19 protein-coding genes are annotated in these 21,637 nt (G+C 65.2%); 13 read left to right on the top strand and 6 right to left on the bottom strand.

The features are described from left to right. Positions 1-39: 39 nt before the first annotated feature. From ACQS5P_RS05520 to ACQS5P_RS05510, 3 genes are all read right to left on the bottom strand, one after another. A complete protein-coding gene (locus ACQS5P_RS05520; protein ID WP_428939902.1) occupies positions 40-801 on the bottom strand; it encodes an SDR family NAD(P)-dependent oxidoreductase in 762 nt (253 codons plus the stop codon). Positions 802-940: 139 nt separating this feature from the next. Further along, on the bottom strand, positions 941-2,263 hold the full coding sequence (locus tag ACQS5P_RS05515) for an alpha/beta hydrolase (protein ID WP_428939901.1): 1,323 nt from the start codon (positions 2,261-2,263) through the stop codon (positions 941-943). Next, the gene (locus tag ACQS5P_RS05510; RefSeq protein ID WP_428940994.1) at positions 2,263-3,567 is read right to left on the bottom strand and encodes a TrpB-like pyridoxal phosphate-dependent enzyme; all 1,305 of its coding nucleotides are present in this window, start codon (positions 3,565-3,567) and stop codon (positions 2,263-2,265) included. Before ACQS5P_RS05510 ends, ACQS5P_RS05515 begins: the two co-directional genes overlap by 1 nt. Before the next feature lie 256 nt (positions 3,568-3,823). Between ACQS5P_RS05510 and ACQS5P_RS05505 the strand changes: the two genes are divergently transcribed. From ACQS5P_RS05505 to ACQS5P_RS05450, 12 genes are all read left to right on the top strand, one after another. Continuing rightward, positions 3,824-4,507: a nucleotidyltransferase family protein gene (locus ACQS5P_RS05505; protein WP_428939900.1), complete on the top strand. Its 684-nt coding sequence runs from the start codon at positions 3,824-3,826 to the stop codon at positions 4,505-4,507. Then, positions 4,459-5,094, top strand: coding sequence for a (2Fe-2S)-binding protein (locus ACQS5P_RS05500; RefSeq protein WP_428939899.1), 636 nt, complete (start codon positions 4,459-4,461; stop codon positions 5,092-5,094). The genes ACQS5P_RS05505 and ACQS5P_RS05500 overlap by 49 nt, the downstream gene beginning before the upstream one ends. A 90-nt stretch (positions 5,095-5,184) precedes the next feature. After that, positions 5,185-7,533, top strand: coding sequence for a xanthine dehydrogenase family protein molybdopterin-binding subunit (locus ACQS5P_RS05495; protein ID WP_428939898.1), 2,349 nt, complete (start codon positions 5,185-5,187; stop codon positions 7,531-7,533). A 79-nt stretch (positions 7,534-7,612) separates the two neighbouring features. After that, positions 7,613-8,608 (top strand): FAD binding domain-containing protein, encoded by a 996-nt coding sequence (locus tag ACQS5P_RS05490; RefSeq protein ID WP_428939897.1) that lies wholly within the window; start codon positions 7,613-7,615, stop codon positions 8,606-8,608. Continuing rightward, the gene (locus ACQS5P_RS05485) at positions 8,605-8,850 is read left to right on the top strand and encodes a hypothetical protein (RefSeq protein WP_428939896.1); all 246 of its coding nucleotides are present in this window, start codon (positions 8,605-8,607) and stop codon (positions 8,848-8,850) included. Before ACQS5P_RS05490 ends, ACQS5P_RS05485 begins: the two co-directional genes overlap by 4 nt. Positions 8,851-9,034: 184 nt before the next feature. Beyond that, positions 9,035-9,256 (top strand): cold-shock protein, encoded by a 222-nt coding sequence (locus ACQS5P_RS05480; RefSeq protein WP_428939895.1) that lies wholly within the window; start codon positions 9,035-9,037, stop codon positions 9,254-9,256. Positions 9,257-9,406: 150 nt separating this feature from the next. Continuing rightward, positions 9,407-10,210 (top strand): sensor histidine kinase, encoded by an 804-nt coding sequence (locus ACQS5P_RS05475; protein ID WP_428939894.1) that lies wholly within the window; start codon positions 9,407-9,409, stop codon positions 10,208-10,210. A gap of 11 nt (positions 10,211-10,221) precedes the next feature. Next, positions 10,222-11,601: a sigma-54-dependent transcriptional regulator gene (locus ACQS5P_RS05470; RefSeq protein WP_428939893.1), complete on the top strand. Its 1,380-nt coding sequence runs from the start codon at positions 10,222-10,224 to the stop codon at positions 11,599-11,601. A 24-nt stretch (positions 11,602-11,625) separates the two neighbouring features. Further along, positions 11,626-12,234, top strand: coding sequence for a 2-C-methyl-D-erythritol 2,4-cyclodiphosphate synthase (ispF, locus tag ACQS5P_RS05465; protein WP_428939892.1), 609 nt, complete (start codon positions 11,626-11,628; stop codon positions 12,232-12,234). Between the two features lie 19 nt (positions 12,235-12,253). Further along, positions 12,254-13,762 carry a cysteine--tRNA ligase gene (gene cysS / locus ACQS5P_RS05460; protein ID WP_428939891.1) on the top strand — a complete coding sequence of 503 codons (1,509 nt, stop codon included), beginning with the start codon at positions 12,254-12,256 and terminating at the stop codon, positions 13,760-13,762. A gap of 77 nt (positions 13,763-13,839) precedes the next feature. Next, positions 13,840-14,403, top strand: coding sequence for a crossover junction endodeoxyribonuclease RuvC (locus ACQS5P_RS05455; RefSeq protein ID WP_428939890.1), 564 nt, complete (start codon positions 13,840-13,842; stop codon positions 14,401-14,403). 42 nt (positions 14,404-14,445) lie between these two features. Beyond that, on the top strand, positions 14,446-15,378 hold the full coding sequence (locus tag ACQS5P_RS05450) for a sugar phosphate isomerase/epimerase family protein (RefSeq protein ID WP_428939889.1): 933 nt from the start codon (positions 14,446-14,448) through the stop codon (positions 15,376-15,378). A gap of 49 nt (positions 15,379-15,427) precedes the next feature. Here ACQS5P_RS05450 and ACQS5P_RS05445 read toward each other — a convergent pair whose 3' ends face one another. The 3 genes from ACQS5P_RS05445 to ACQS5P_RS05435 form a co-directional block, all read right to left on the bottom strand. Beyond that, on the bottom strand, positions 15,428-17,191 hold the full coding sequence (locus ACQS5P_RS05445; RefSeq protein ID WP_428940993.1) for a bifunctional alpha/beta hydrolase/class I SAM-dependent methyltransferase: 1,764 nt from the start codon (positions 17,189-17,191) through the stop codon (positions 15,428-15,430). Beyond that, complete coding sequence (locus ACQS5P_RS05440) at positions 17,076-17,924, bottom strand: lysophospholipid acyltransferase family protein (RefSeq protein WP_428939888.1); 849 nt, start codon at positions 17,922-17,924, stop codon at positions 17,076-17,078. The genes ACQS5P_RS05445 and ACQS5P_RS05440 overlap by 116 nt, the downstream gene beginning before the upstream one ends. A 408-nt stretch (positions 17,925-18,332) precedes the next feature. Beyond that, positions 18,333-20,534, bottom strand: coding sequence for a hypothetical protein (locus ACQS5P_RS05435; protein WP_428939887.1), 2,202 nt, complete (start codon positions 20,532-20,534; stop codon positions 18,333-18,335). 288 nt (positions 20,535-20,822) lie between these two features. On the opposite strand from ACQS5P_RS05435, the gene ACQS5P_RS05430 reads away from it, so the two are divergent. After that, positions 20,823-21,626 (top strand): hypothetical protein, encoded by an 804-nt coding sequence (locus ACQS5P_RS05430; RefSeq protein ID WP_428939886.1) that lies wholly within the window; start codon positions 20,823-20,825, stop codon positions 21,624-21,626. Positions 21,627-21,637: the final 11 nt, after the last annotated feature.

Genomic DNA, 21,637 nt, shown 5'->3' with positions numbered 1-21,637 from the left:
CGATTTGCTTCCTGCTCGTCCGCGCCAGGCCGCAGATGCTCACTCATCCGTCGGCGGCTGGATCACCGCCGTCAACCCTCCATCCACCACGACGCTGGCGCCAGTCATGTAGGAGGACATGTCCGAGGCCAGGAACAACGCGACCTGCGCGATTTCCTCCGGTTGGCCGTTGCGCTGAAGCGGGCACATCCTGGCGATGCGGGCGCGTTGCTGCGGCGAATGGTCCTTCCACAGGCCGGTGACCACCGCGCCGGGCAGGATCGTGTTCACGCGAATCGTCGGCGCGCAATCCGCCGCCAGCGATCGCGTCAACGCCAGCAAGCCTCCCTTGGCTGCCTGGTAGGCGGTGTATTGCGCGTATCCGCGAATGGCGTGCACCGATCCGGTGATGACGATGGTGCCGCCGCCCTGCGCCCGCATGCCCGGCACCACCAGCCGCGCCAGCCGCCACGTCGCCTTGAGGCACACGTCCAGCGTTCGGTCCCAATCTTCTTCTGAGATTTCGTCCACGGCGCCAGTCGCGTACGAGGCCGCGTTGCTGAACAGCACCGTCACCGGGCCGAAGCGGTCAACGACCTGGCGAACCAGGTCCTCGATATCCTGTTTTATGCCGATGTCCGCATGAACGAAGATGGCCTGGCCATCGTCGGCACTGATCTGCTCGACGGTTTCCCGCCCACCGGGGTCGTTGAAATCCGCCACCGCCACGCGCGCCCCGTGCTGCGCAAAGAGTCGAGCGGTGGCCCGCCCGATGCCCGAACCCCCACCGGTGATCAGCGCTACTTCATCTTTGAGCAGCATGGGACTCGCCTTTCAACGCGCCTGCGGGCGGCGCGATACATGTGCTGGTGACTCGTGCTTTGTAGTCGCCGCAGCATCGATCTGCCAGTCAAGCGGGCCGCGTAATGCGTCAGACTCTGCCAGGGCATCCGTCTGCCGCTCAGATCACCGACATGGGCCTGGCGGTGCGGAGAAATTCGCGCAGGGCGTCGATGACATCTTCGTCGCTCAGGGCGCCTTTACGCCCGATCATGGACAGCCACAATGCCTGTCTGGGAAAGCTGGCGGCGTCGAACAGGGCCTGGCCGCGCTCCAGGCGCACAAGTTGATCGTGGCTGGCGTGGATGATGAGAATAGGTCGCGGCCACAGGTCGCGCACCAGCTCGACCGGACGGAACGCACTCAGATTCGCCCCGCAATGCATCGAGGCAAACGGCACGCCCAAAGCGGCGACCAGCCGATCCACCGGTGGCACAAACATCGATCGGGCCAGATCCCGCGCCAGCAGGTTCAGGTCATCAAAAGCGCCGAAAACGGCCAGGGCATTCAGGGCCTGGCCCTCGGGGCTGTCATCAGCGGCGGCGGCGATCAGCGCCGCGGCGCCGATGTCCGAGCCGACGCCGACGATTCTGATCGCCTGCCGCGGGCGATTGGCGCGAAGCCAGCGTATGGCGGCCAGCACGTCGCGGCGTTCCAGGGCTCCGAAGCTCGTGAGCAGCCCGCCGCTCTGTCCGTGCGCTCGAAGGTCGATCAGCAGCCCGTTGTATCCCTGGCCCGCAAGCTTCCCGGCCAGCTTCAAAAACTGCGACTTGTCTTCGCCCAGGCCGTGGCAGAACAGGACGGTGGTATCGGCGGCGGCGTGATGCCGGCTCGGATCGGCTTGCAGCCACCATGCGCTGATGCGCACGCCATCCAGCGAATCGAACACCACCGGCGGGGTTTTGTCCTGAAGCTCTGCCGACGATCGCGCTGGGGGCATGAGCCGGGGCCGATACGTCAACAGCGCCGAGGCGACAAACGGCAATCCGACAACGATGAGGATCAGGCCACGGATCAGGCCGCGCAACATGAAGCCGCGCGTCGCTCGCAAGGCATCGGCGGTGGGACGTGCTGATGGCTTGAACGCCGGCTCATCCGGTTGAGTTGGCACCATCACGCTTGTGCCAGATTCACGCGCGGGCAGGGTGAGTCGCAGCAGCCAGCCAAGCAGAAGATCCAGAGCCTTCAACAGCAGGAGCATGCTCGTGCCGAAATAGATGGCCAGCGCAAACTGTGCCCAGGTGGTGCGGGCATCGCTGCGCAGGGAGTGGAGCGTGACGAAGGTGGTGCCGATGAGCGTTCCGCTGAGCACGGTGAGCAGGAAGGGGATCATGGCCGCGGACGACGCGCGACGCAGGCTGTGCACAAAGGCCAGGGTTGCCGCCAGCGGCGGCGCCGCCACGTAACCCGCCACCAGCAGCCAGTGCAGCGCCAGGTACATCATCACCCGTTGCCGTTGAGTTTGCCCGAGAGGTAGGCGTCGTAGGCGCTCATGTCCATCAGTCCATGGCCGGAGAGGTTGAAGAGGATGACTCGCTTGCGGCCTTCTTCTTTCGCGCGGATGGCCTCATCGACGGCGGCGCGGATGGCATGAGCTGATTCGGGTGCCGGCACGATCCCTTCGACCCTTGCGAACTGCGTGGCGGCGGCGAAGACCTGCTGCTGCTCATACGCCACCGCCTCGATCAGCCCCAGCTTGTACAGGTGCGAGACGGTCGGGGCCATGCCGTGATAGCGCAGTCCGCCGGCGTGGATCCGGGGCGGAACGTACTGGTGGCCCAGGGTGTACATCATCAACAGCGGGGTCATCTCCGCGGTGTCGCCAAAATCGTAGCGCATCTGTCCCTTGGTCAGCGAAGCGCAAACCGTCGGCTCGACGGCGACGATGCGGATCGGCTTCTTCTCGACGATTTTCTTTCTGACGAATGGAAACGCGATCCCCGCGAAGTTGCTGCCCCCGCCCACACAGCCGATCACCACGTCCGGCTGCTCCCCGGCCAGCTCCATTTGCCGGATGCACTCCTGCCCAATGACAGTCTGGTGCAGGCAGACGTGGTTGAGGACGCTTCCCAGGGCGTATTTGGTGCCGGGCGTGCGTACGGTGTCCTCGATGGCTTCGCTGATGGCGATGCCCAGACTTCCGGGGCATTCGGGGTCTTCCCGGAGGACTCTTCGGCCATACTCGGTCTGCTGGCTGGGGCTGGGATAGACGGTGGCGCCCCAGGTCTGCATGAGCAGTTTGCGATACGGTTTTTGCTGGAAGCTGACCTTGACCATGTAGACCGTGCATTCCAGGTCAAACATGCCACAGGCCAGCGCCAGCGATGAGCCCCACTGTCCGGCGCCGGTTTCGGTCGCGAGGCGCTTCACGCCGGCCTGCTTGTTGTAGTAGGCCTGGGCGACGGCGGAGTTGGGCTTGTGCGATCCGGCGGGGCTGACGCCCTCGTATTTGTAGTAGATATGTGCGGGGGTCTGAAGCGCCTGTTCGAGGCGGACGGCGCGCAGCAGCGGCGTCGGCCGCCACAGGGCATAACGCTGCCGCACGGCTTGGGGGATCTCGATGTATCGCTCCGTGCTCATCTCCTGCTGCACGATGTTCTCGGGGAAGATGGCCAGCATGTCCTGAAGCGACACCGGCTGCTTCGTAGCCGGGTGCAACGGCGGGGCCAGCGGCTCGGGCAGGTCGGCGGCGATGTTGTACCAGTGCGTGGGAATGGCCTCGGCGGGCAGGATGAAACTTGTTCTCACGTCGGCGGACACAGCTTCTCCTTGGTCTGCCCCGTGTCACGGCCATCTCGGCCGTGCGGGGGCTGAGTCGGTGCATCTACGCCCCAACTCCTCTCAAAGATGTTGCGACCGGGCACAGCCGAGCCGGCCATGAGACGACGGGCCGCCCGGTCGCGTCCGGAGCCGCATCATACGGAGATTCTGACGTGCATCCAAATGGCGGCGGTGGTATAAAGGCTGCCCCGCACGCAGTGCTGCGTCAGTGGAAGGACCTTTCATGGCAGCGCCTTGTGAGACAACCTCGGATCGTGTGGCGGCGGTGGTCCTGGCGGCGGGGCGGTCGCGCCGCATGGGCCGCAGCAAGGCACTGCTGGACCTGGGCGGCCAACCGCTGATCGCGCGGCTGCTTCAAACCATCCACGATTGTGGCGCTGTCGATCGCGTGATCGTGGTCAGCGGGCACCAGCCGGCGGCGATTCATCAGATTGTGGCGGATTTCGGGGTTGATCTGGTTCATAATCCGGATTACGAATCGGGCGGAATGCTCTCAAGTGTGCGAGCGGGCGTGCGCCACGCGCTGGCCGACGGCGGGCTGGATGCGCTGTTCGTGATGCTGCTGGACCAGCCACTGGTGCGGGCCGCGACGCTGGTGGCGATGGTGCGTGCGTGGCGCGCGTCGCGCTGTGCGGTGATGGTGCCTGCGCACGACGGACGGCGCGGGCATCCGATCCTGATCGCCGCAAGCAGTGCCGGGCAGATCCTGTCGCTTGGACCCGATGCGACGCTTCGCGACTTTGTCGAACAACATCGAAATGAAACGCAAGTAGTTGAGGTAAACGACCCGGGCGTGTTGAGCGATGTCGATACGCCGCAGGATTATCAACGAATCGTAAGCCAGTGGAGGACGCGGACATGTCCGACCGTTGCGACCGAAGCAGACAACAACCTGCGCGTGGGCTGACGCGGCGAGGGTTCCTCAAGGGCGCCGGGGTCACCGCCGCCGGCGCGGCCATCGCCGAGTCCGGGCTGGCCGAGTTGGCGCGCGCCCAGGCGGAACAGGCCGCCGCGGCAGTAGTGGGGCCGGGACCGACCACGGTGACGCTTCGCGTCAACGGGACCGAGCGAAAGGTGCAGATCGAGCCGCGGACGACGCTGGCCGAGGCGCTGCGTGTCAACCTGGACCTGACCGGCACGAAGATCGTCTGCGATCGCGGCGCCTGTGGCGGCTGCACGGTGATGATCGACGGCAAGACGGTCAACTCCTGCATGACGCTGGCGCTCGATGCCGTCGGTCGCGAGATCCGCACCATCGAGGGGATCGCGCAGGACCAGAAACTGCACCCCGTGCAGGAGCAGTTCATCGAGCACGACGCGATGCAGTGCGGCTTCTGCACGCCGGGCATGATCATGAGCTGCGTCCACCTTCTGGAACACAACAAAAACCCCACGCTGGAGGACGTGAAGCAGGCGTGCAGCGGCAACCTGTGTCGCTGCGGTACGTACCCCAAGGTCTTTGAAGCCGTCCTGGCCGCCGCGAAGCAAGTTTAGAACCACCGATGCGCACAGAGCCGGACCGATCCGGGTCTTCGTCCGTGTGCATCCGTGTTCATCTGAGGTTGGTCTGCTGGAGAGCACAACATGGCTGCTGAAACACAGAGGCCGAAGTTCGTCGTGGGCATTCCCGGCCAGAAGCTGGAAGAGGTGGAGCGTGAGCTTCCGCCCGGCGAGCCGCCGCCGTTGCCGATCAACGAAAAGCTGAAGGTCATAGGCAAGCCCACGGCACGTCTGGATGGGCGGCTGAAAGTGACCGGCGCCGCCCGATACACCGCGGATATCAAGCTGCCGGGAATGCTTTACGGGCGGATGCTGACCAGCACGATCACGTGCGGGCGGATCAAGTCGATCGACACGTCGGCGGCCGAAGCGATGCCGGGGGTGAAGGCGATTCACATTCTGGAGCGAGTTCGCGGCGGCGCCGAATCCAGCGACGACGCAGGCGAGAAGTATCCCCGGATCCGCTATCAGGGTCAGCCGATCGCGGCGGTGGCGGCGGTGAGCCCTGCGGTGGCGGAAGATGCGTGCCGGGCGATCAAGGTGGTGTACGAGCCGTCGCCATTCGTGGTGGACATTGAAAAGGCCAGGCAGCCGGAAGCGCCGACTGTCTTTGCCGCACCGGCCGAGCAGAGCGGCACTGCTGGCGGGGGCGGCGGACCCCGCGGAGTCCCGCAGCAGGGCAACGTCCGCGGCCCGGCACGCAGCGGGCCGCCTCAGGAAGAGCTCGACAGGGCACTGGCCCAGGCTGACGTCGTTGTCGAGCGCGAGTACCACACGCAGGTGCAGACGCACAGCGCGCTGGAGACCCACGGCGTCGTCGCCGACTACAAGCCGGACCAACTGACCGTCTGGGCCTCGACACAGGGCACGCTGAGCGTTCGCGATGAGCTGGCGGCAATCTTCGAGATGCCCAAATCGAAGGTGCGCGTGATCACCGAGTTCATGGGGGCGGGGTTTGGCGCCAAGTTCGGCGCGGGCAACTGGGGAGTGCTGGCGGTACACCTGTCGAAAAAAGCCGGCGCGCCGGTACACCTGATGTGCGACCGCAAGCAGGAACAACTGTGCACCGGCAACCGTCCCAGCTCCAATCAGAAGCTGCGGATCGGCGCCAAAAAGGACGGGACGCTGACGGCGATCCATGTGGTGAATTACGGCACGGCTGGCACCGGCACCGGCGCCGGCGCCAGTCGCCCGGCCATGACCATGTACGAATGCCCGGTCAAGGTCGCCGAGGAGTACGACGTGTTCACGCATGCCGGCCCGGCGGCGGCGATGCGCGCCCCGGGGCACCCGCAGGGAGTGTTCAGCCTCGAGCAGGCGATCGACGAGCTTGCCGAGAAGCTGGAGATGGATCCTCTGGAACTGCGGGACAGGATCGACCGTCACGAGGCCAGGCGTGTGGAGCGGCGAATCGGCGCCGAACTGGTCAACTGGAAGAACCGGCACAAGCCCGGCGCCGATCCCGGGCCGATCAAACGCGGGCTGGGGGTGGCGCAGTCGATCTGGTTCCGCGGGACCAGCCGCAATTCCGCCGCCGAGGTGCGAATCGCCCAGGATGGATCGGTGCAGATCGTCTCGGCGGTTCAGGACATCGGCGGGGGGATCCGCACGGCGCTGGCGCAGATCGTGGCCGAAGAGCTGGGGTTGAAGCCGGCGGATATCACGGTGCGTATCGGGGATACGGATTTGCCGCCGGGGCCGGCCTCCGGCGGAAGCGTCACCACCAACTCGATGGCTCCGGTGGCGCGGAACGCGGCGTACAACGCGAAGCTGGCGCTGTTCCAGCAGGTCGCGCCGGCGATGGGGGTTGCGCCGGATGATCTGATGCTGGCGGATGGAAAACTCGTCTGCCGTTCGGATCCGTCCAGGAGCCTGACATTCAAACAGGCGGCGGCGAAGATCAGCAACGAGCAGATCACCGGACGCGCCGAACGCGGGCGGGAATACGCCGACGGACCGGGGATGGGTGGCGTGCAGTTTGCCGAGGTGGCCGTGGACACGCAGACGGGCATCATCCGTGTCGAGCGCGTGGTCGCGGTGCACGACTGTGGCCGGCCGGTCAACCCGCTGGCGTTGGAGAGCCAGATCAACGGCGGGGTTCTCCAGGGGATCAGCTATGCCCTGTATGAGGATCGGATTCTGGACCGGCAGACCGGGTTCATGGTCAACCCGAACCTGGAGCAGTACAAGATCGTCGGGGCGCGTGAGACGCCGAAAATCCAGGTCCACCTGATCGAGCAGTATTGGGCGCGCAGCTCGGTGGATGCGGCGGGAATCGGCGAGCCGGCGACGATCCCGACGGCGGCGGCGGTGGCTAACGCTGTCTACAACGCCATCGGCGTTCGCATCACCCGACTGCCCATGACCCCCGCCGTGGTCCTGGACGCCATCGCCCGGGCCAGGGCGGCAACCGCGATGGGAATTCAAGGATGAAGGATCAAGGCAGCAGGGTGAGATCACACTTGATCCTTCTGCCTTGAACCTTCCTGAGACGATCCGAAGGAGTCATTCAATGAACCCCTTTGAATGGGCCGATGCGAGAAGCGTGGATGAGGTCTTCGCGCTGACGGTGAAAGGCTCGGCGATCAAGGCCGGCGGGGTGGACCTGGTGGACCTGATGAAGGAAGGGATCGCCCGGCCCACGCGATTGATCAACATCCGGCGAATTCCCGGGCTGGATGAAATCCGCGAGGAAAACGGCGGGGTGAAGATCGGCCCACTGGTCAGCCTTGCGACCGTCGCGGAAGATCCGGTGATCCGCAGCAAGTACACGGCGCTGGCGTTGGCGTGCGGAAAGGCGGCGACGCCGCAGATTCGGAACATGGCCACGATCGGCGGGAACCTGCTTCAGCGTCCGCGGTGCTGGTACTTCCGCAACGAGCTGTTCCACTGCCGCAAGAAGGGCGGGGAGATCTGCTACGCGCAGCAGGGCGAGAACCAGTATCACGCGATCTTCAACAACGGGCTTTGCGCGATCGTGCATCCTTCCGCCGCCGCCACACCCCTGATCGCCATGGGCGCAACCATTGAGTTGAGCAGTCCGAAGCAGAAGCGCCAGGTTCCGCTGGAGGAGTTCATCATTCCGCCGATGGTGAACCTCAAGACGGAGAACACGCTGGGCGCCGACGAGATATTGACCGAGATTCGCATCCCCGCGCTGCCTCCGGGGGCGCGAAGCTTTTACCTGAAACAGGGAGAAAAGGAGTCTTTCGACTGGCCGATTGCAGAAGCTGCGGTGGTGCTGGAGATGGAGGCCGAGACGTGCCGCAAGGCGTCGGTGGTGCTCGGGGCCGCGGCGCCCACACCGCATCGCGCCTCCGAGGCCGAGCAGGTGCTCCAGGGGCAGAAGATCGACGAGGCGGTGGCGCGCAAGGCGGCGCAGGCGGCGCTGAAAATGGCCTCGCCGATGTCGAAAAACGCGTACAAGATTCCGCTTTTCGAGACGATCATCACCCGTGCGATCCTTGCGGCGGCGCGGGGCGCCACAACCGGCGGAGGTGAAGCATGAGCATGTCGTTGCCGATTTCGTCGTCTTCGCAGACTTCGCTGCCGGACATCTGCCGCATGCTGCGGACCAAGACCGCGTTTGGGCTGCTGGATTACGACGAGCAGGGTCCGTGGGAGCTGGGGGCTTCGACGACGGCGGTGTACTGGTGTCTGTGCACGATGCAGACGGCCGGTCCGGATGATCTGCTGGCGCATCCCGAATCGTGCCGCGAGGGTCGGAGCTGTTACCGGGCGAAGGACTGAGCAGCGGCGAAGGGGCGTTGCCGCAGTCAAGCAGGCGGGCGGGGATTCTTGGCGGCAAAAACCCGGAAAAGATTTGAATTTTCTGATGCACGAGCGTAAGTTGTGGGCCATTCAACTCGGGCGCACACCCAGGGACATATCGCGCGCACACGGGACTAGCCGGGTCTTTGCGGGAGGACGGTCCATGCCAGAAGGCACCGTCAAGTGGTTTGACACGAAGAAGGGGTTCGGCTTCATCGTCAACGCCGAAGGGAAGGACGTGTTCGTCCACTACACCAGCATCGAAGGAGAAGGCTTCCGTTCGCTGAAGGATGGCGAGCGAGTCCAGTACGAGCAGGTTGCAGGCGAAAAGGGACTGCTGGCCAAAAACGTTCGCCGCCTGGCGCCGGCCAAACAGCAGATCTAGCCAGCCAAGCGGTTCTGGTCCGCCGCGGCGGTGGTGAAGCGGGCTGATTGATAACCTGCGCTGCAACGGTGAGATTTGCCGCAATGCGGTTGGCGCCAGCCGCCACCGCCGCCTCTGTTTTCCGGGCGATTGCGGTTGTATCCTGCATGAATGGCATTTGTCTGGGGACTGCTGGTCGGATGGGCGACGAGTCTGCTGGCGGCGGTGGTGGTGGGGTGGGTGGTGCTGCGGCGGGTGGTGGCGCTGGAGCGTCGCGCCCGCCAGGCGGAACGTCTGGCGGAGCTGGGCACGCTGACCGGCGGACTTGCCCATGAGATCAAAAACCCGCTGTCCACCGTTCAACTCAATCTGCAACTGCTTCAGGAAGACCTTTCGCCAACAAACCCGGCCTATCCTCGCATCGTCAATCGGCTCAACACGGTGATCAACGAGACGACGCGTCTGCGCGAGATCCTGGATGATTTTCTGCGTTATGCCGGTCGAATCGAGCTGGACCGCCAGCCGGTGGAACTGAACGAAATGCTCGAGGAACTGGTGGATTTTTTTGCTCCGCAGGCGCAGGCGCAGCGAGTGCGGCTGAGGCTGCGCAAAAGCGCCGAGCCGATCGTGGCCAGGATCGACGCGAAGCTGGTCAAGCAGGCGATCCTGAACCTGATGATCAACGGCTTGCAGGCGATGCAGGGCCACAGCGGCGACGGCGGCGGCGAGCTGATCCTCAGCCTCTCAACAAGAGGCGACGACGCCGTGATCGACGTGATCGACACCGGCCCGGGCATTGCGCCCGAGCACATTGACAAGATCTTCCAGGCCTACTATTCGACGAAGCGAGGCGGCACGGGCCTGGGGCTTCCGATGGCCAGGCGCATCGCCGAAGAGCATGGTGGAAGCCTGAACGTTCGCAGTGAGCCGGGCAAGGGTTCGGATTTTGAACTTCGGCTGCCGCTGAAAGCGTGAACGAGACGAACATGGCCGAGAATGATTCCGAGATCATCGCCTCTTCGATCCTGATCGTGGATGACGAACGAGAGCACGCGCAGGTGATGTGCGAGGCGCTGGAGCGACTGGGGCACGACTGCGATGTGAGCTTCAGCCTGAGCGAGGCCGAGGCCCGACTGAAGCGTCGCAAATATGACGTGATCGTGACGGATCTGGTGATGGAGGGTCGTCGGGACGGCCTTGAGCTGCTGCGTCGGTCACTGGAGCTGAAGCCGGCTCCGCCGGTGATTCTGGTCACGGCACATGCGGATATTCCCACATGCAAGCAGGCGTTGAATGAAGGGGCGTATGACTACATCGAGAAGCCGCTGGATCTGGAGTATTTCCGGGCGCAGGTGAATCGGGCGGCGGAGAAGGCGGCGCTGCTGCGGCAGAACCAGGCGCTTCAGGAACAACTGGATGATGCGGCGGGCTTCGAGGGGATCGTGGGCAAGAGCGCGGCGATTCAGGAGGTGGTGCGAACGGCCAGGCAGGTGGCCGCCAGCGACATCCCGGTGCTGATCATGGGCGAAAGCGGCACGGGCAAGGAGCTGATCGCCCGCGCGATTCACGCCAACAGCCGCCGGCGCAAGCAGCGGCTGGTGACGCTGAACTGCGCGGGGCTTTCCGAGAGCATCCTGGAGGATGAGTTGTTCGGGCATGTCAAAGGGGCGTTCACCGGCGCCCAGTCCGAGCGCGAGGGACGCTTCGAGCACGCCGACAAAGGCACGCTTTTCATGGACGAGATCGGCGACATGCCGCAGACGATGCAGGCCAAACTGCTTCGCGTCCTTGAGAACGGCGAGGTCGTGCGGCTGGGTTCCAACGACCCGATCAAGGTCGATGTGCGACTGATCAGCGCGACCAACCGGAATCTGGACGAGATGGTGGCCGACAAGCGGTTCCGCGAGGATCTGTATTTCCGGATCAAGGGGGTGACGATCCGGATTCCGCCGCTGCGCGAGCGGCGCGAGGACATCCCGCTGCTGGTGTACTATTTCCTCCAGCAGGCGGCGCAGCGGTACAACAAGCCGATTGAAGGCGTCAAGCCCGAAACACAGCAGATGCTGATGAGCTACTCCTGGCCGGGTAACGTCCGCCAGCTCAAGAATGTGATCGAAAACATGGTGGTGCTCAGCAGCGATTCGCAGCTTGGCCCGGAGAGCCTGCCGCGGGAGATTCGTCCGGCGGGCGTGGAACTGAGCGGCGGGATGAACAATCTGGTGGGCATCAGCATCGAGCAGGCGGAAAAAGAGCTGATCCGCAACACGCTGAAGATGGTCAATGGCAACCGCGAGCAGGCGGCCAGGATCCTTCAGATCGGCGAGCGGACGCTGTATCGGAAGATCAAGGAATACGGGTTGGCGTGAAGCGGAAAGGACAAAGGCACAGGGATGAAGGATGAATCACGGGATGCTTCCGCGAAGCAACCCCATCGCGTGATGGTGCAGGGGCTGGCGCCGGCGCGAAAGCCCGGCGCCGCCGAGGCCGCCGCGCCGGCAGCGCCTTCATCAACGTCGTCCATCCCGTTTCGCGTCGGATACGGCTATGACATCCACAGGCTTCAGCCCGGCGGGAAGCTGGTGCTTGGCGGGGTGGTGGTGTCCGAGCAGCTCAGCGCCGTGGCGCACAGCGACGGGGATGTGGTGATCCACGCGCTGGTCGATGCGCTGCTGGGGGCGATGGGCTGGGGCGACATCGGGGAGCTGTTCCCCGACACCGACCCGCGATGGAAAGGCGCCGACAGCCGCCTGTTCCTGCGGGAAGTGTGCGATCGCCTGCGTGCAGCCCGGCAACGCGTGGTCAATGTTGACATCACGATCCTGGCCGAAAAGCCGAAGCTCTCGCCGTTCAAGCCACAAATGCTGCTGGAGCTGCGTCCGCTGCTGGGTCCGGGGTGTCTGCTGAACATCAAGGCCGCGAGCAATGAGGGTTGCGACGCGGTTGGCCGCGGCGAGGCGGTGGCGGCCCACGCCGCCGTGTTGCTCGCCGCCGAGGCGTGACTAGAATCACGGATCACTCATGAGCCTGCGCGTCTACAACACGCTGACGAATCAGAAGGAAGTGTTTGAGCCGGTCCGCCCCGGGAAGGTCGGGATGTATCTGTGCGGTCCGACGGTGTACAAGTCTCCGCACATCGGACACATGGTTGGTCCGGTCGTCTTCGACACGATCAAACGCTACCTGCAATACAAGGGCTACGAGGTCACCTGGATCGTCAACATCACCGACGTTGACGACAAGCTGATCGAGGCGGCGGCGAAGGCCGGCACGACCGTGCAGGAACTGGCCGCCCGGTATACCGCCGAGTACATGGAGTGTCTCGCCGCGCTGGGGGTGGACACGGTCGATCGGTTCCCCAAGGCCTCGGAGCACATTCCGGAGATCATCGACCTATGCCGGCGGCTGATCGACCTGGGCTATGCCTATGTCGCGGACGGGAACGTGTGGTTCGACGTGTCCAAGGATCGGGACTATGGCAAGCTGTCGAATCGCCGGGTCGAGCAGCAGGAGAGCGGCACACGTGAGCTGGCGGGCAGCGGGAAGCGCAACCCGGCGGACTTTGCGCTGTGGAAGGCCGCCAAGCCGGGCGAGCCGACGTGGGATTCGCCATGGGGTCCGGGCCGGCCGGGGTGGCACATCGAGTGCTCGGCCATGGCCATGAAGTATCTGGGCGAGACGTTCGACATCCACGGCGGCGGGATGGACCTGATGTTCCCGCACCATGAAAACGAGCTGGCACAGTCGGAAAGCGCCACGGGCAAGCCGTTCGTGAAGTACTGGCTTCACAACGGGCTGACACGGTTCAACACCAAGAAGATCAGTGGCTCGGATGCCGCCACCGCCGAGGGCGCCCGGGTGCTGGCGATGGTCGCGGCGCGGAAGCTGATCGACGACTACGGCCCGATGCTGCTGCGGTACATGCTGCTGTCCACACACTATCGCCGGCCCATCGAGTTCAGCGACGAGGTGATGCAGGCGGCCAAGAAGGGGTTGAACGTATTTCTGCGGCTGTTCGAGCGGATCGAGCGTCTGGGGGTTCGGCTGGACGATTCGGCGCCGGACATGGACGCGGTGTGTGCCGAGCTGCTGTCCAGCGATGCCGAGCACTTCGTGCGCGCGGTGCTGAACTACAAGATGAAGTTCCTGGAGATGATGGACGACGACTTCAACACCGCCGGCGCGATCGGGGTGATGCACGAGCTGGCCGGAGAGATCAACAGCTACATCGAGCAGAACCGCATCGAACAGGAGCGACACGCGGACCAGATACGAGTTGTGGCGGCGGCGGCGCAGACGCTTCGGCGGCTGGGGCTGTTGCTGGGACTTTTCCGGACCGATCTGCCCGTCCGCGGCGCCGCGGTGACCAGCGGGCTGGCCGAACAGCTCATGCAACTGCTCATCCAGCTTCGCGCCGATGCCCGCCAGCGCAAGGACTTCGTCACCGCCGACGCCATCCGCGACGGGCTGGCCAAGCTGGGGATCAAACTGGAAGATCGTCCGGGGGGCACGGTCTGGAGAAGGGAATAGCCGGAAGCGGGCGGCAGGCAGGCTTCAGGACATTGCCCGCCGTCCGCTGCCGACTGGATGCTGACCGCGCGGCTGCCATGCGCATCATGGGAATCGATCCCGGGCTGCGAATTACCGGCTACGGCGTGGTGGATTATGCGCCGATGCACCCCCGGCTGATCGATGGGGGCGTGATCCGGCTGAATGCCAGGACATCGCTGGCGGATCGGCTGGTCGAACTGGAGATCGAGCTTGAGAATCTGTTCGACGAGCACAAGCCCGAGGTATGTGCCGTCGAGCAGCTCTATTCGCATTACGCGCATCCTCGAACGGCGATTCTGATGGGTCATGCGCGAGGCGTGATCCTGCTGGTGGCGCGGCGGCGGGGGGTGGCCGTCGAGCAGTTCGCCGCCAACCGGATCAAGCAGTCGTTGACGGGCCGGGGGCACGCCAGCAAGCAGCAGATGCAGCGGGCGATCCAGAGTCTGTGGAACCTGGATCGCGTGCCGGAGCCTGCGGACGTGGCCGATGCGCTTGCGGTGGCGCTGTGCTGCGGTCGGGCGCGGGAACGCGGATCGCTGGCCGGGTGCGGCGGCTCGGCTGCGCCGCGGCCGCGTCGCGGCAAGGCGCAGCGCGGCGGCGGGAACCGGCCCTGCCGCTGATCGCAGCGGAGTATAAAATGAGCTTCGGAGTCTGATTCTGCCATGAAGTTGTTGCGTGAGCGTCTGGGCATCGTTGCGTCGGCGCTGGGCGAGGATCCCCACGAGGCGCCGCTGCTGTCCCGCCGGGCAGGCTTCCGCGGACTGTTGTTTGACGTGTGGTCGGCGAACCTTGCGGTACCGGAACTGTCCTTCACCGGCCGGCGCGAGTTTCGCCGCCTGCTGGCAAGTCATCAGCAGCAGTTGATCGGATTGCGGATGGACCTTGGTCCCAGGGGTCTTGCGCCTGGGGCGGACGTGGATCGTCAGATTTCACGAATCGATCGAGCGATGGAGGCGGCGGCGGGACTGGAGTCGCCGCTGGTTTGCGTGGACGTAGGCCCGCTGCCTGCGCCGGCGATGGTGTCGCAGCCCCGTCCGACGATGCGGGCCGAGTCGATCCGTCCGGAGCAGGCGGGGTTGATCATCATTCCCACGCCCGAGCAGATTGCCGAGCTTCAGCCGCCGCCTGCGCCGGCGGCGGGCGCGCCGGAGCCGGCGTTCGTCTCGCAGGTCAACGCCGCGCTGGCGGAGATCGGCCGCCGGGCCGATCGATACAGCGTCACGGTCGCGTTCTCCAGCTCGCTGGCGGGCTTTGCGGCGTTGCACGAGGCGTTGTCGGCGGCGGCGTGCCCGTGGTTCGGAGTGGATCTGGATCCGGTGGCGATGCTGCGGGACGAGTGGTCGGCGGATCAGATCTTCTCGGCTGTCGGCCCGCTGGTGCGGCATGTCCGCGCCCGTGATGCGCTGCTCGGCCAGGATCGGCGAACGCGACCGGCGATGATCGGGCAGGGCGACATCGACTGGCAGCAACTGCTTTCGCTGCTGGACGATGCCGGGTACTCCGGCTGGATCAGCATCGATCCGATCGAGCTGACCGACCGCCTGGCCGCCGCCTCGCAGGCGGCCAAATACCTGCGCGCAGCGGCGGGACGGTAAATGCGCGCCGCTGTTCGTCGGCGACGTGACGGCGGGTTTTGATGCAGGCTCATATCTTCCTGGCCAGCGAGACGCTGAAGATCCCCCAGCGGTCGATGAGCATGTCCAGCTTGTCAAAGCCGGCGGCGCGCACCAGGGCGTCCATCTCCTGCTGGGTGCGGCGGCGCATGATCCAGCGACGGCCACGGTGATCACGCAGCACGCGGGCGATCATCTCGATCTGCGGGTGCCAGGGCTGATTGGTGTAGATCAGATACCCGCCGTCGCGCATCGCCTGGGCCAAGGCCTTCAGCGACGTCAGCACCATGTCGTTGCGGTCGAAAAGCTCGTACAGCCCCGAAACCACCGCGATGTTGGGCGAAGGATGAATCGATGCCAGCGACTGGCGATCGAAGGCATCGCCGATCTGGAACTCCACGTTCGTCAGTCGCAGACGCATCGCGATGGCGCGTGCCCGGCCCAGACCGTCTTCGCTCCGATCACGCAGCAGTGCCCGGACGCGATCCGGCGGCTGATCGGCCAGCGTTCCCAGCAAATACCGCCCCGGACCCGACGCGATATCCACAATTCTTGCCGACGGCCCGGTTCGCAGGGTCAGTTCGATGGCCCGCCGCAGCAGTTGTTGAAGATGATCCCTGCGAACGCGTATCCCGCGCCAGCCGACGGCGTTGAGGTAGATTCGGTCGATCAGCACGCCCAGCGGGGTGAGACCCTGCGCGCGATTTGTGTACACATGATCCAGCGACTGGCCGGAGTCAAAGCCGTGTTCCCATCCGATGCGGATGCCGCGGCTCAATCGTCCGACCGTTCGCAGGCAAAGCTTCGTCGCGGCAAAGTGGATGCGTCGCGGGCACCAGATCGGCAGGGGCTGCTGGAGGCGATGAAACTCGGCGGTGGTGTATTCGGCAGGATCGGCGCCTGCGGATGACCGCTGGGGTGGATCGAGCTGGTAAACCCGGCGGACAAAGTCGCGCACCAGCGCGATCGGCTGCTGCCGGTTGACTTCGTGGAAGATCGCGTGCCTGAAGCCGCTGAGCAGGTGCAGCGATTTGTCTGCGGCCCCCAGGCGATCGTGAAACTGGCGAATCGCGGAGTTGTTCACGACCCAGTCGCTGCTGGCGGCCAGCAGCAGCGTGGGCGTGCGGATGGCTGGCGCGTCGGCGATCAGCCGCATCGACGTGTCGTGCAGTCCCAACAGCACGTTCACCGCGATCTGCCGGGAGATCAGCGGGTCGTTGGCGTATTGCTCGGCCTGCCAGGCGTCGTGCGTCAGCATCGTCGCGCGCACGTAGCTGCTGATGAACGCGCGGCGCTTGATGGCGTGAAGCGCGCGCAGCGCGGGCAGGGCCAGGGGCACATACAGCTTCACTCGCAGGGCCGGCGTGGCCAGGACCATGCCGCGAATCGGCGGCGCGTAATCGTGAACCCACGCCGCCAGCACGACGGCGCCGAGACTGTGTCCAACGGCGACGATGTTCTGGACGGGCATGTCATACTGCTGGCCCAGATGCTTCACGAAGGCATCCAGATCGCGGGCGTGATCGCTGAAGTCATCGGCGTAGCCACGCGCTCCAATCGATCGTCCGTGGCCGCGGAGGTCGCAGGCGAAGATCGCCAGGTCCGCAAGGTTCAGGTCATGAACGAATTGCTGCCAGCGTCCTGAGTGTTCGTGTCCGCGATGCACCAGCAGCAGCGCCTTATGCGTGGGCGTTGCCGGCAGCCAGGCACGATAGAACAGCTCGGCGCCGTCCCGGGTGCTGAAGGTGCGTTGGAGACATGTCGGCTGGCGAACGGTCGCGGGTTGTGTCTGGATTGTGGTCATGGTTGCACCTGTTCAGATTCACAACGGCGGCGCGCAGGTCGTGCGCGATCCGGATGGCGTCGGACTTGCATGGAGAAAGGCCGGCGAAGCTGAGGGGCGATCCGATGCGCAGCGTCAGCTTCCGCGGGCGTGGAAAGCGGCTGGCTCTGGGCATCGCTTCGAATGCGCCTTCGATGTGGCAGGGCACGACGGGGATGTTGCGTGCGGCGACCAGATCGCCTACGCCGCGATGGAACGGCCCGATGCTGCCATCGGCGCTGCGAGTGCCCTCGGGAAACAGGATCAGCACGTTGTCACCCGCGCGCAGAATTCGCCGACACGCGGCGATGCCCCGGTGAACATGCTGGCAGCGTGGGAAGGGCACGGCGTTGAGGCACAGGGCGCAGAACGCGGCGCGCAGCGGCGAGCGGAAGAAGTAGTCTTCCGCGGCGGCGGGGTAGGCCTGATGAACCCTTCGCAGCGGCAGGGCGGCCAGCAGTGCCAGGGCGTCCAGATGGCTGGCGTGATTGGCGACGATGACGAACGGCCCGCTGGCCGGGAGGTTGTGCCGCCCGACGATCGACAGCCGGTGATAGACCCTCAGCCAGGCGCGGCAGAGCAACTCCCAGAGCACGCGAATGGCCCGTGCGATGGCGGGCGGGTTGCGGGGGCAATCGCGCAGCCGCTGAAGCAGCGGAGGCGAAGGTGCCGTCTGGGCGCGGATCAGGCAGTGGGGCGCATCCATGGGGCGTCCTCCATTTGTAAGCATATGCTAACTTGATTGGGAATGGCAGTCAAGTGGAATTTAGTGGATGCTAATGTTTTCGCCTTGCTCCGCGCCGCATATCTGAAGCGGGCGCGATTCGGCAGGATCCCGGTCAGCCGACAGCGCAGATCTCTTGAAGCATCAGGCTGTCAGTCCGTCTGGCACGTGTCACGGGCGTCGCGCCCGTGCTGAACGGCATGAAGTGATGGATAGCCCGGATGTCGGACTTTCGAACCCGATCGCACCCTGCATGGCCGGGACGGCCATGCCACAAGTGGCTCGGACGTGTCACGGGTGGGATGCCCGTGATTACGGGGATACCCAGCCGAAGCCCGCGGTCGTTTGCGCGGGCAACGGGGGCAGGGTAAGGCTGGGCATGAATCGCGGCTACTTTTGCGACTGCTGCACGATCAGGGTCTTGGCCTGGTCGGCGGGCAGATTCAGCGCGCCGCGTGCTTCGGCGGCGGCGGAGCGGACCTGGAGGTTCTCGGCTGTGGCCACCACTTTCGCCAGCGTCTCGATGGCCGCGGCGTCCAGCTTGTTGTTCCAGAGCTTGGCGCTTTGGGCCAGGCTGTTGTAGAGGCTGATTCGCACGTCATCGGGGACGTTGTCGGCGGTGGCGGCCAGCAGCAGGCCGGCCTGCGCGTCGGCGTCGTCCAGGTACGCCAGAACCTGCCCGGCCAGCTTGACGATTTCGTGTCGCGGGTCGCTCAGCGCCGCCAGCAGCGTCTGCTTGGCGGGCGTCAGGTCATACACGCTGGAGCGGCTGACGCCGATCCTGACGAGTAACTGTCCGGCGCGGGTGGCGTACTCGGTGGCGACGGCCGGGTCGATCGGCAGCCCGCCGGCCTTGGCGCGCGCCTGCTGGATGGCCGGCTGAAGAGCGGCGGCGTCGGTTGCGGTGGTCGTGCTCAGCAGTTGGTCGCTGACCTTCCGCGGCTCGTAGATCGACGCGGTGGTTTTGGTCATCACCAGTCGCGCCGCTCCCGCCAGCCGCGCGTTGTCGCTGGCCATCAGGAACAGTTGATCGACGTTGCCGGGACCCAGGTCTTCGGCGACGACGATGACATCGACGGCCGGCAGGGTGTTGGCGACGGCGATGGCGCCCTCGGCGGTGGTGGCGCCCACGGCATTGATCCCCTCGAGCTTTTTCAACTCGTCCACCAGACGATTGGCCTGCTCCTGCGAGGGATGGACCACCACGACATAGGTCTGCCCGGTTTGAGCCATCGCCTCGGCCAGCAGGGGCACGACGCGCTGCGAGCCTTCGAAGTTCTGCTGTGGCAGTGCGGCGGCCAGCGTCATGGCTGCCTCGAATCGCACCTTGCGATCCGGGAACTGCATGGCCTGGATGAGCGGGCCGCTGCCGGCGCCGCTGAGCAGGTTGCTCTGCCCGACGATCTGCTGGAGCGAGCGGGTGACTTTGAAGGCCACCGCCGCGTTGCGGTCGCGCACCGCTCGGGCCAGGGCGTTGTTCAGGTAGGCGCTGCCCGCGGACACGCCATAGTAATGGGCGTCGGGCTGAGCTTCGGCGCGGGTGGGGTCGGTGGCGCCTTCGGGCAGCTCGGCCTCACGTTTGTAGTTGGATGCCAGCCACAGGCTCAGGGCATCGTCGCTGCGCGACCCGCCAAGCTCCAGCGTGTATTCGCACGCCCGCATGGCCATGATCTCGTTGAAGATCTGCGGCGGAACCTGCTTGCGGGTCAGTCCGGTCTGGGTCCAGTACCAGACATTGGCGGTTGGGAAGCGATCGTCGCCCTTGATGTCGGAGGTGTCGTAGTAAAGTCGCTCGGCCAGGTTGTAGAAAAGGTCTGAAGCGCTTGTGCCGGCGCCTGGGGAGACGCCGAGTCTGGCCAGGGCGTCGGCGGCGGCAGCCCTGACCGTCGCGGGCGACTTGTCGGATTCGTAGACCCGTGCCACAAAAGGCGCCGCCGACTGATAGCCCAGATCACCCAGCACACCGATGATCACCGTGAGCGTGTCCCACTCCTGCATCTGGGTGGCGGCGAGAAGGGGATTCAGGCCTGCCCGGCCAAGGTCGCGCAGTGCCCGGCGGATCACCGGGAGCTGGTTTTTTTTGGCCGGATCACGCAGCACGTCGATCAGGAAGGGCACGGCCAGCTCGCCGCTCTCGCGCAGGCGTGTCATGGCATTGCCGTAACCGCGTTCGCCGCTGGACAGCCGCGAGATCTGCTCGAGGATGAACTTGGGATCGGCCCGGCGGGCGCGGTATCCCTCGGCCAGCTTGTCGATGATCTGCTTGGTGACATCCTTCATCGGCTCGATGCCGTGCCAGCGAAGCAGCCACTCATCGAGGTTGTCCTTCCGTTCGGCGGCGACGGCCTCGAAGGTCTGGAGCAGTTCCAGCGGGGTGGCGGTGGAGGCGAGCACCTTTTGCCCTTCAGCCGCCGCCAGGTCGTAGCGCGCCACCTTCCCGTAATGCCAGTAATTCTCGACGGCGTTGCGGATCTCGCGATTGACCGGTGGTGCAGCCGTTTCGGTGGCCGCCGCCTGCGCCATCGTCGTCGGTTGGTTCACCAACAGTGTGCCGGGCATTGCCAAGGCGATGCCAAGGGCAAGTTTTGACATCCATTTTGCTTGCGGGCGCGGATTCGATAGCGCCAACCGAGGCAGTCGGGTCATGGTGCTGGCCTCCAAGGGTGTGTTACGGCAACGGTGCATCTGGGCAGTTGCAGATTAAGCGGTTATGGCAGTTACCACGGCAGTGACGACAGTGCCCGCCAGTGCAACACCATCCGGGTGGTCGGATCGTAAATGTCGGTCAATACACAGTCAAGAAACCGAGGAATTGCCCACAGCCCCGCCCGGCAAGGACATTTGCCTTGTGAAAAACGTACCACTACACTTGCCACTCCTATGAAGGCCGAGCGACGGCACGAATTACAGACCAACACGCTGGCGCAGTTTCTGGCGGACCTGCCGCTGTATATCCGCTTTCACGCCAACAAGATCCTGCTTGGCGTGATCGTGATCTGCCTGGTGATCCTTCTGTTGCGATACCGCAGCACGCAGGCGCAGAAGCAGGCGGCCCAGACACGCGAGGCGCTAGGCGAGGCCAGGCTGACGATCGCGCAGCTCGCCATCGCCGACCGCTTCCGCGGAAACGATGCCGAACGCGCCGAATACCGCAAGCGGCTGGCCCAGCAGGCCTCCAGCAGCATCGATCTGATTCTGGCGAGCACGCAGGATCCGGATGATGCGGTGATCCGCGCCGAGGCGCTGGTGGCAAGGGGGGACTTGAACTGGTCGCTGGCCAACCTGCCGCCCCTGCCCGGCGCCAGCACTCAGCCTTCCCTGGCGATGCCCCGGACGCCCGAAGAGTACCTCCAGGCGGCCGAGGACGCCTACCAGCAGGTGCTGGCCTCGTATCCATCACAGCAGATGGCCAGGGTGACGGCGCTGCTGGGTCTGGCGGCGATCGAGGAAAACCGCGGCAACTGGGAGCAGGCAAGTCGCTACTACCAGCAGGTCGCCGCTGACGAAACGATCGCCAGCTCATTCCGACTGATCGCACAGAGGCGGCAATCGATCATTCCCCAGATCCGCACGCCGGTGTACCTGGGGTCGTACCCGGCGACGCAACCGAGCACGCAGGCGGCTGTAACGCCCCCGGCCACTGCCCCCAGCCCCGCAACTCAGCCCGCAGCCGACGCGCTGTAGAAAAGCGGCCG

Source organism: Fontivita pretiosa, from assembly GCF_050410795.1.
GTDB lineage: Bacteria > Planctomycetota > Phycisphaerae > Tepidisphaerales > Tepidisphaeraceae > Fontivita > Fontivita pretiosa.
This window is presented reverse-complemented; position numbering and strand designations above follow the sequence as displayed.

Excerpts from the sequence above, each read along its gene's own strand:
- ACQS5P_RS05435 (WP_428939887.1), bottom strand. The coding sequence starts at position 20,534 with ATGTCAAAACTTGCCCTTGGCATCGCCTTGGCAATGCCCGGCACACTG.
- cysS (WP_428939891.1), top strand. The coding sequence starts at position 12,254 with ATGAGCCTGCGCGTCTACAACACGCTGACGAATCAGAAGGAAGTGTTT.
- ACQS5P_RS05495 (WP_428939898.1), top strand. The coding sequence starts at position 5,185 with ATGGCTGCTGAAACACAGAGGCCGAAGTTCGTCGTGGGCATTCCCGGC.
- ispF (WP_428939892.1), top strand. The coding sequence starts at position 11,626 with ATGAAGGATGAATCACGGGATGCTTCCGCGAAGCAACCCCATCGCGTG.
- ACQS5P_RS05480 (WP_428939895.1), top strand. The coding sequence starts at position 9,035 with ATGCCAGAAGGCACCGTCAAGTGGTTTGACACGAAGAAGGGGTTCGGC.
- ACQS5P_RS05470 (WP_428939893.1), top strand. The coding sequence starts at position 10,222 with ATGGCCGAGAATGATTCCGAGATCATCGCCTCTTCGATCCTGATCGTG.
- ACQS5P_RS05440 (WP_428939888.1), bottom strand. The coding sequence starts at position 17,924 with ATGGATGCGCCCCACTGCCTGATCCGCGCCCAGACGGCACCTTCGCCT.
- ACQS5P_RS05475 (WP_428939894.1), top strand. The coding sequence starts at position 9,407 with ATGGCATTTGTCTGGGGACTGCTGGTCGGATGGGCGACGAGTCTGCTG.
- ACQS5P_RS05520 (WP_428939902.1), bottom strand. The coding sequence starts at position 801 with ATGCTGCTCAAAGATGAAGTAGCGCTGATCACCGGTGGGGGTTCGGGC.
- ACQS5P_RS05485 (WP_428939896.1), top strand. The coding sequence starts at position 8,605 with ATGAGCATGTCGTTGCCGATTTCGTCGTCTTCGCAGACTTCGCTGCCG.
- ACQS5P_RS05455 (WP_428939890.1), top strand. The coding sequence starts at position 13,840 with ATGCGCATCATGGGAATCGATCCCGGGCTGCGAATTACCGGCTACGGC.
- ACQS5P_RS05450 (WP_428939889.1), top strand. The coding sequence starts at position 14,446 with ATGAAGTTGTTGCGTGAGCGTCTGGGCATCGTTGCGTCGGCGCTGGGC.
- ACQS5P_RS05430 (WP_428939886.1), top strand. The coding sequence starts at position 20,823 with ATGAAGGCCGAGCGACGGCACGAATTACAGACCAACACGCTGGCGCAG.
- ACQS5P_RS05490 (WP_428939897.1), top strand. The coding sequence starts at position 7,613 with ATGAACCCCTTTGAATGGGCCGATGCGAGAAGCGTGGATGAGGTCTTC.
- ACQS5P_RS05500 (WP_428939899.1), top strand. The coding sequence starts at position 4,459 with ATGTCCGACCGTTGCGACCGAAGCAGACAACAACCTGCGCGTGGGCTG.
- ACQS5P_RS05505 (WP_428939900.1), top strand. The coding sequence starts at position 3,824 with ATGGCAGCGCCTTGTGAGACAACCTCGGATCGTGTGGCGGCGGTGGTC.
- ACQS5P_RS05515 (WP_428939901.1), bottom strand. The coding sequence starts at position 2,263 with ATGATGTACCTGGCGCTGCACTGGCTGCTGGTGGCGGGTTACGTGGCG.